Annotated in this window: 6 protein-coding genes and 1 pseudogene; 4 read left to right on the top strand and 3 right to left on the bottom strand. The window is 69.8% G+C overall.

Annotated features, from left to right (window positions below):
- Positions 1 to 83: 83 nt before the first annotated feature.
- Both G3O00_RS38135 and G3O00_RS38130 read right to left on the bottom strand, forming a co-directional pair.
- A complete protein-coding gene (locus G3O00_RS38135) occupies positions 84 to 1130 on the bottom strand; it encodes an ABC transporter substrate-binding protein (RefSeq protein WP_206146096.1) in 1047 nt (348 codons plus the stop codon).
- Between the two features lie 47 nt (positions 1131 to 1177).
- On the bottom strand, positions 1178 to 2350 hold the full coding sequence (locus G3O00_RS38130; protein WP_174936578.1) for an LLM class flavin-dependent oxidoreductase: 1173 nt from the start codon (positions 2348 to 2350) through the stop codon (positions 1178 to 1180).
- Positions 2351 to 2804: 454 nt separating this feature from the next.
- Here G3O00_RS38130 and G3O00_RS38125 point away from each other — a divergent pair, with 454 nt between their 5' ends.
- Genes G3O00_RS38125 through G3O00_RS38110 form a run of 4 tightly spaced genes read left to right on the top strand, consistent with a single transcriptional unit; the run spans position 2805 to position 6639 of the window.
- Complete coding sequence (locus G3O00_RS38125; protein ID WP_206146095.1) at positions 2805 to 3881, top strand: ABC transporter substrate-binding protein; 1077 nt, start codon at positions 2805 to 2807, stop codon at positions 3879 to 3881.
- Positions 3882 to 3912: 31 nt separating this feature from the next.
- Positions 3913 to 5019, top strand: a complete 1107-nt coding sequence (locus tag G3O00_RS38120; protein ID WP_206146094.1) for a PhnD/SsuA/transferrin family substrate-binding protein — start codon at positions 3913 to 3915, stop codon at positions 5017 to 5019.
- Entirely contained in the window at positions 5019 to 5834 is an 816-nt protein-coding gene (locus tag G3O00_RS38115) for an ABC transporter permease (RefSeq protein ID WP_206146093.1), read from the top strand. Before G3O00_RS38120 ends, G3O00_RS38115 begins: the two co-directional genes overlap by 1 nt.
- Positions 5835 to 5850: 16 nt before the next feature.
- On the top strand, positions 5851 to 6639 hold the full coding sequence (locus tag G3O00_RS38110; protein WP_206146092.1) for an ABC transporter permease: 789 nt from the start codon (positions 5851 to 5853) through the stop codon (positions 6637 to 6639).
- Here the strand turns inward: G3O00_RS38110 and G3O00_RS38105 are convergent.
- A pseudogene (locus G3O00_RS38105) lies at positions 6630 to 6873 on the bottom strand (AAA family ATPase); the annotation flags it as partial. The gene G3O00_RS38110 and the pseudogene G3O00_RS38105 sit on opposite strands and share 10 nt — an antisense overlap.

Here is a 6873-nt window from a genome sequence, read left to right as displayed (position 1 = left end):
GCATGCCGGCGTGCCGGCGGCACGCCGTATTCGATCGTCAGACCTGTCATGCTCGACTCCTTGCAATGACGCGCCGCGGCGCGCTACGCGACCCACGCATGGCGTTGCCGGTCGATGCGCGTGAACGGCGCCGGGTCGATCCACGCGCGCGCATCGAAATCCTGTTCGAGAAAGCCCCACTCGACGAGGAAGTCCTTGAACGCGACCAGCCCGTCGATCGACGTTTGCGCGAGCCCCGTCTCCAGATGGCGATGCACGTCCGCGCCGTACGCATAGCGCACCCACTCGTCCGATGCGCGCGTCTCGCGGCCGATATAGGCGACCGTCTCCGCCGGATGGCGCGCGGCCCAGTCGCCCGCCCCCACCACGACCGACAGGAAGCGGCTCACGAGATCGGGGCGCGCGTCGATCAGCGCGCGGTCGACGGTCAGCGTGCGCGGCGTGCCGTTGCCGATCCGCACCAGCGGATCGGGGTGCGCACCGAGATCGATGACGACCTGCGCGTCGATCAGATGCACGGTTTCGAGCCCCTCGACGCCTTTCACGAACACCGCATCGACCTCGCCGCGCACGAGCGCCGCGATCTCGAGCCCGTATTCGTGCGGGCCGCGCGTGAACGAAGCGGGCCCGGTGCGACGTTCGCGTTCGTCGGGCAGGTCGACCCATTCGGCGTCGCCGTGCCCGAGCCCTTCCAGTTCGAGCGCACTCAGGAAGCCTTTCAGCGCGGCCGCCCGCCAGAAGTCGATGCTGATCGGATGGCGCGGCAACCCGAGCCGCCGGCCGCGCAAATCGCGCACCGAGCGGATGCCGCGATCGGGCAACGTGACGATCGCCTGGAATTCGTTGGTCCACGACAGGCCGATCACGCGCGTATCGGCGCCGCGTGCCCGCGCCCACAGCGCGGGAATGTTGCCGCCCTGCCGGAACGAGTGCGGCAGGCTGTGATCGAAATGCGATTCGCGCTTGCCGGCATCGGCCGTCTCCTGCAGCGAATTCAATGTGATGCCGTCCGGTCCGAACTCCTCGTCGAACCAGCCGCGATGCACGGCGATGCCGAGCGCGGTCGGCACCGGGCAACGCGTGTACCAGAGTGCGTCGCAGGCGGTGGCCTGCGCAGCGAGTGTCGTCATGGTGAATGTCCTTGTCGATGGGGTTGGATGGCGCGTGGCCGTCGCGCTCATGCGCCGGCCACGCGCAGCGCCGCCTGCGTGGCGCGCGCGTTTCGCGCGCCGTCGACGAGCGGCAGCACTTCCTCGCCTACGCGGTACGCCTCCTCGAGATGCGGGTTGCTCGCCAGAATGAACGTCGAGACGCCGATGTCGACGTATTCCGCGAGCCGCTCGGCCACCTGCTCGTGGCTGCCGACGATCACGCAACCGGGGCCGCCGCGAATCTGCGACATCCCGGCCCACAGGTTCGGGCCGACGATCAGGTCGTCGAAGTGCTGCGTGTTGCCCTGGTGCAGCGCGAACTGGCGTTTCGCGCCGACCGATTCCGACGATTCGCCGCGCCCGCCGAAGCCGTTGCGCGTCGCGTCGCCCACCGTCGCGAACATCTGCCGCAACTCGGCCCACGCCTGCTCCTCGGTCTCGCGCGCGAGGATGTCGATGCGCATGCCGAAGCGCAGGTCGCGCTCGGCGTGCTGGCGATCGAGCGCGCGGCGCGCCGCATCGATCACCTCCTTCTGTTTCGCGAGCGGCTCGCCCCAGCTCAGGTGCACGTCGCCATGCTTCGCGGCGACCGCGAGCGCGGCGTCGCTCGCGCCGGCCAGGTAGATGCGCGGCGGCTTCTGGCCGCTCAGCGGCGGCAGCAGGCCACCGGCTTCGACGCGGTAGAAGCGGCCGTCGAACGTGAACGGCTCGCCGGCCGCGACGCCCTTCACGACATCGAGGAATTCGTCGGTCCGCGCATAGCGGCTGTCGTGATCGATGAAATCGCCGTATGCCCGCTGGTCGGGACCGCCGCCGCCGGTGACGACGTTCCACTCGACGCGGCCGCGGCTGATCCGCTGCAGGCTCGCCGCCATCTGCGCCGCGTAGACCGGATGCACGAAATGCGGCTGCAGCGCGATCAGGAGCCGCAGCCGGCGGGTCTCACGCGCCAGCGCGGCAGCGACGACCCACGGTTCCTCGGTAAACCGAAAGATCGGAATCAGCGCGCCGTGGAAGCCGGCGATGTCGGCCGCGCGCGCGACCTGCGACAGATAGTCGATGTAGCCGAAATCGTCGTCGTCGACTTTCGGCGCGACGCGCGATGCGCGCTGGCGATTCCATTCGCCGCGCGTATGCAGGTCGTGTGCGCGCCGGCCATCGCCATGCATCGGCAGGCGCCACAGAAATTCAACAGCCATCGGAGTTCTCCTGGTCGGGCCATTTGGATTGCGTGCGGCATCGACGTGCCGCGCGTGTGCTGCGCTGTAAAGCACGCGGTGTGCCAACGTGCTCGCCACTGCGCGAACGGGCCGCAAGCAAACGTCGGCAACGCCTTGCACACCGGGCATCAGCGGCTATCGAATCGCACTCGCTCGCAGTTGCCCATGCCGTCGCGACACGCCCGCACCGCGCTGCTGCACCAACCCCACTGCTGCTGCGCGCGCAACAGCGGCCGACGCGACTGTTGCTGGCGCAACAGGCCATGCATCGGTACGCGCACCGCCCCTCCCGCGCGATGCCCGCGCCGCGTGCGGCCGCGCCGTTTCCGTTCACTGGCCCGGAACTTGCAACGTTGACCGGCCCGCGCGTGCGACACCGACACCGCGCACGACCGGGCTTCAACCATGCTTACGCAGAGAGGGAATCTCACCCATGACAGACAGGCCCGATTCGTCATCGGACAAGCAGCAGACGTTCTGGTACGCCCGATCGCCCGTGCCGACCCCGCTCGGCATTGCCGTGCATCTCGGCTGGCTCAACGGCGAGACGTCAGCCGACGGCGTCGCGATCCGCTCGCCGCGCGGCGCCACGCGGCACGACGTGTCGTCGATCAGCGATCACACGCTCGCGCAGTCGTTTCGCCAGGGCGGCAGCATCCCGGCGATGTGGGCGCGCTCGAACGGCGCGAACACGCGCGTGATCGGGCTGTCGTGGGTCGACGAATCGCAGTTGATCCTCGCGCGGCCCGAGTCGGGCATCCGCTCGGTGAAGGCCTTGCGTGGACGCCGCATCGCAATCCCGAGCCGCCCCGACGACCGCATCGACATCTTTCGCGCGTCGGCGCTGCGCGGCTTCGTCAACGCGCTGAGCCTCGACGGGCTGACCACGCGCGACGTCGAACGCGTCGATGTGCACGCGCGCACGCTGCAGGCCGTCGGGCCGGCGCGCGCGGCGGATCTGTTCGCGTCGCCGCACGGCTTTTCGAGCCGCGCGCTGTACGCGGCCGAAGCCGGTGCGCTGCTGCGCGGCGAGGTCGACGCGATTTACGTGAAGGGGTCGACCGGCCTCGAGATCGCGCAGCTGATCGGCGCGCACGTCGTGATCGACATCGGCTTTCATCCGGAGCGCTCGATCCGCAACAACAACGGCACGCCGCGCCCGCTGACCGTCAACGCGGACGTGCTCGCGAATCATCCGGACATCGTCGCCGGCTTCCTGAAGCTCGTGGTCGCAGCCGGCGACTGGGCCGGCACGCATCCCGACGAAACCGCGCACTACGTGGCCGGCGAAACCGCGTCGTCGATCGACTGGGTGCGCGCCGCGTACGGCAACCAGCTGCACCGGCATCTCGGCGTCAACCTCGACGACGAATCGGTCGCCGCGCTCGACGACTTCAAGACCTTCCTGCACGACCACGGTTTTCTGGAAGCCGACTTCGACGTCGCCGACTGGATCGACCCGCGCCCGCTCGCCGACGTGCTGCGGCCGTCGCTGCAGAAGCGCGCGTGAGCCCCTTTTCCGCCCACTGTTCCTGACCATCATGAAACACACGCTCTCCCTCGCCGCGCTGCGCCGCCCGCTGCGCGCGCTGTTCTCCGCGCTGCCGTTCGCCGCGGCATCGCTCGCCGCACCGGCCGCGCAGGCGGACGACGCGCCCAAGGTCGTGCGGATCGCCGTCGTCGCCTATTCGAGCGGCGGCAAGACGCAGTACGCGGGCGCGTCGGCACTGATCGACGCCGACAAGTCGCTCGAAAAGGCGCTCGCCGCGCGGCACGTGACGCTGCAATGGGTGCCCGTGTCGACCGCGGCGGTCGGCACGCTCGTGAACGAAGCGTTCACGAACGGCAGCGTCGATTTCGCCGGCTACGGCGACCTGCCGTCGGTCGTCGTCAACGCATCGGGCACCCGAACGCGCCTGATCGTGCCGGGCGGTGTCGGCAGCAACACGTATCTGGTCGTGCCGGCCGGCTCGACCGCGAAGTCGATCGTCGACCTGAAAGGCAAGCGCATCGCGCTCAATCGCGGCCGGCCGTGGGAAGTCACGTTCAGCAAGCTGCTCGCCGAGAACGGGCTGAAGCTGTCCGACTTCAAGATCTACAACCTCGACCCGCAGGCCGGGGCGGCGGCCGTCGCGGCCGGCCGCGTCGACGGCTTCTTCACGCTGTCCGACGCGTATTCGCTCGTCGACAAGCACGTCGGCAAGATCATCTGGTCGACCAAGACCGCGCCCGACGACTGGAAGATGCGTGCGGAACTGTGGGCGTCCGACGATTTCGTGCGGCGCTATCCCGACATCACGCAGCTCGTCGCGACCGCCTACGTGCGCGCCGCGCACTGGATCTCGCAGCCGCAGAACCGCGACGCGTACGTGAAGATCCTGAGCGCGTCCGGCCAGCCGGAAAGCATCGTGCGCCGCGAATACGCGGATGAGGCGACCCCGTGGAAGGAGCAATGGACGCCGCTCTTCACGCCCGCGCTGACCGGCCACTACCGCGATGTCATCGCGTACAGCCGCCAGGCCGGCCTGACGTCCACGCCGGTCGACGTGAATGCGCTGCTCGCGCCGACGTTCGTGTCGACCGCGCTCAAGCAGCTCGGGCTCGACGGCTACTGGCGCGCGGACGCCGCGCGCGTCGCGAGCCGCTGATGCCGATGCATGCCCTCGCGTCGAACGGCGCTCGCGCGCTCCGCCTGCCGGGTGTGGCACGGCTCGGCGGGCTCGCGCTGTGGTGGGCCACGCCCGTCGTGTTCGTCGCGCTGTGGTGGCTTGCGAGCGCGCAGCGCTGGTTCCCGCCGCAGCTCGTCGTGCCGCCCGACCGGCTCGCAGCAACGCTGCGCACGCTGCTCGACACCGGCGAACTGCGCGACAACCTGCTGATCACGCTGCATCGCCTCGCGCTCGGCTTCGCGATCGGCGCGACCGGCGGTGCCGCATTCGGCATCCTGCTTGCGCGCAGCCGGCTGTTCGCCGACTACCTGCGGCCGACGTTCGACCTGCTGCGGCAGGTGCCGACGCTCACGCTGATTCCGCTGCTGATCCTGCTGATCGGCGTGGACGAACCGCTGAAGCTCGTCGTCGTCGGCAAGGCCGTGTTCTTTCCGGTTGCACTGGCCGCATACACGGGCGTGCACGACGCGCCGCGCGATCTCGTCGAGATGGCGCGGCACTACGGGCTCGGCCGCTTTGCGCTGCTGCGCGACGTGCTGCTGCCGGCCGCGTTGCCACCGCTGCTGACCGGCGTGCGGATCGCGCTCGCGCGCGCGTGGCTCGCGCTCGTCGCGGTCGAGCTGCTCAGCGCCGACAGCGGGATCGGCCAGATGATGGAACTGGCGCGGCAGATGCTGCGCCTCGACGTCGTGCTCATCGACGTCGCGGTGATCGGGCTGATCGGCTTCGCGATCGACCGGTCGATCGCGCTCGTGCAACGTTACGCATTGCGCTGGCAAACGCCCACGCGCTGAACGAACAGGTTTCCGAATGACCCTCGCCCTACGCTCCTTCCCGTTCGCCGCGCTGCGCCGTCGTGCGCGTGGCCTCGTCGTGCCGGCCCTGCTGGTCGCCGCATGGCAATACGCGTCGTCCGGCGATGCGGCCCATCAGTACGCGTTCGTGCCGTTGCAGCAGGTGGGCGCCGCGCTCGTCGAACTCGCACGCAGCGGCGAACTCGCGACCGATCTCGGCGCGAGCCTGCGCCGCACGACGCTCGGCCTGGCGTCCGGCGTCGCGTTCGGGCTCGTGTTCGGTGCGGCGATGGCGCGCTCGACGCTCGCGCGCAAGCTCGGCGAGCCGGCGTTCCAGGCGCTGCGCTACGTGCCGCTGCTCGGGCTGATTCCGCTGCTGAGCCTGTGGGCCGGCACCGGCGAATTCGCGAAGATGTTCATCATCGCGCTCGCCGCGTTCTACCCGATGACCACCGCCAGCTTCGACGGGCTGCGCCGCGTCGACCCGCGCTATGTCGAACTCGCGCAGTCGTATCGCCTGACACGCGTCGGCCTGTGGCGCGACGTGCTGATTCCGGGCGCGCTGCCCGACCTGTTCGCGGGCGTGCTGCAGGCCGTGCCGTTTGCCTGGATCACCGCGACCAGCAGCGAGTTGCTGTTCAACGCGGGCGCGGGGGTCGGCAGCCTGATGCAGAACGCGCAGGCCGGCGCGCGTGCCGACGTATTGCTGGTCTGCGTGCTGGGGGTGACGGCACTCGCCGTCGGCATGAGTGCGCTATGCGAGCGGATCGCGCAGCGCGCGCTGCGCTGGCGCGATCACGCCTGACGGCGCAGCCGCGCGTCGGCGTCGCCCGCGTCGCGCGGCTTCAGGATGCCGAGCTGCGCGAGCCGCGCGCGCACGATGTTGCGCGACTGGTCGAGCAGGCGCGACATGCGCAGCTGGTTGTGGTCGCTGTAGTCGAACACGCTGCGGTAGACGGTGTCCTCGATGTACTGCCACAGCGCCGGCGTGCCGAGATCCAGCAGCTCGATCACCGCGTGGCGCAGCGCATCGGTGGCC

Origin of the sequence: Burkholderia sp. Ac-20384 (assembly GCF_017104605.1) — a bacterium.
Classification (GTDB): Bacteria; Pseudomonadota; Gammaproteobacteria; order Burkholderiales; family Burkholderiaceae; genus Burkholderia; species Burkholderia lata.
This window is presented reverse-complemented; position numbering and strand designations above follow the sequence as displayed.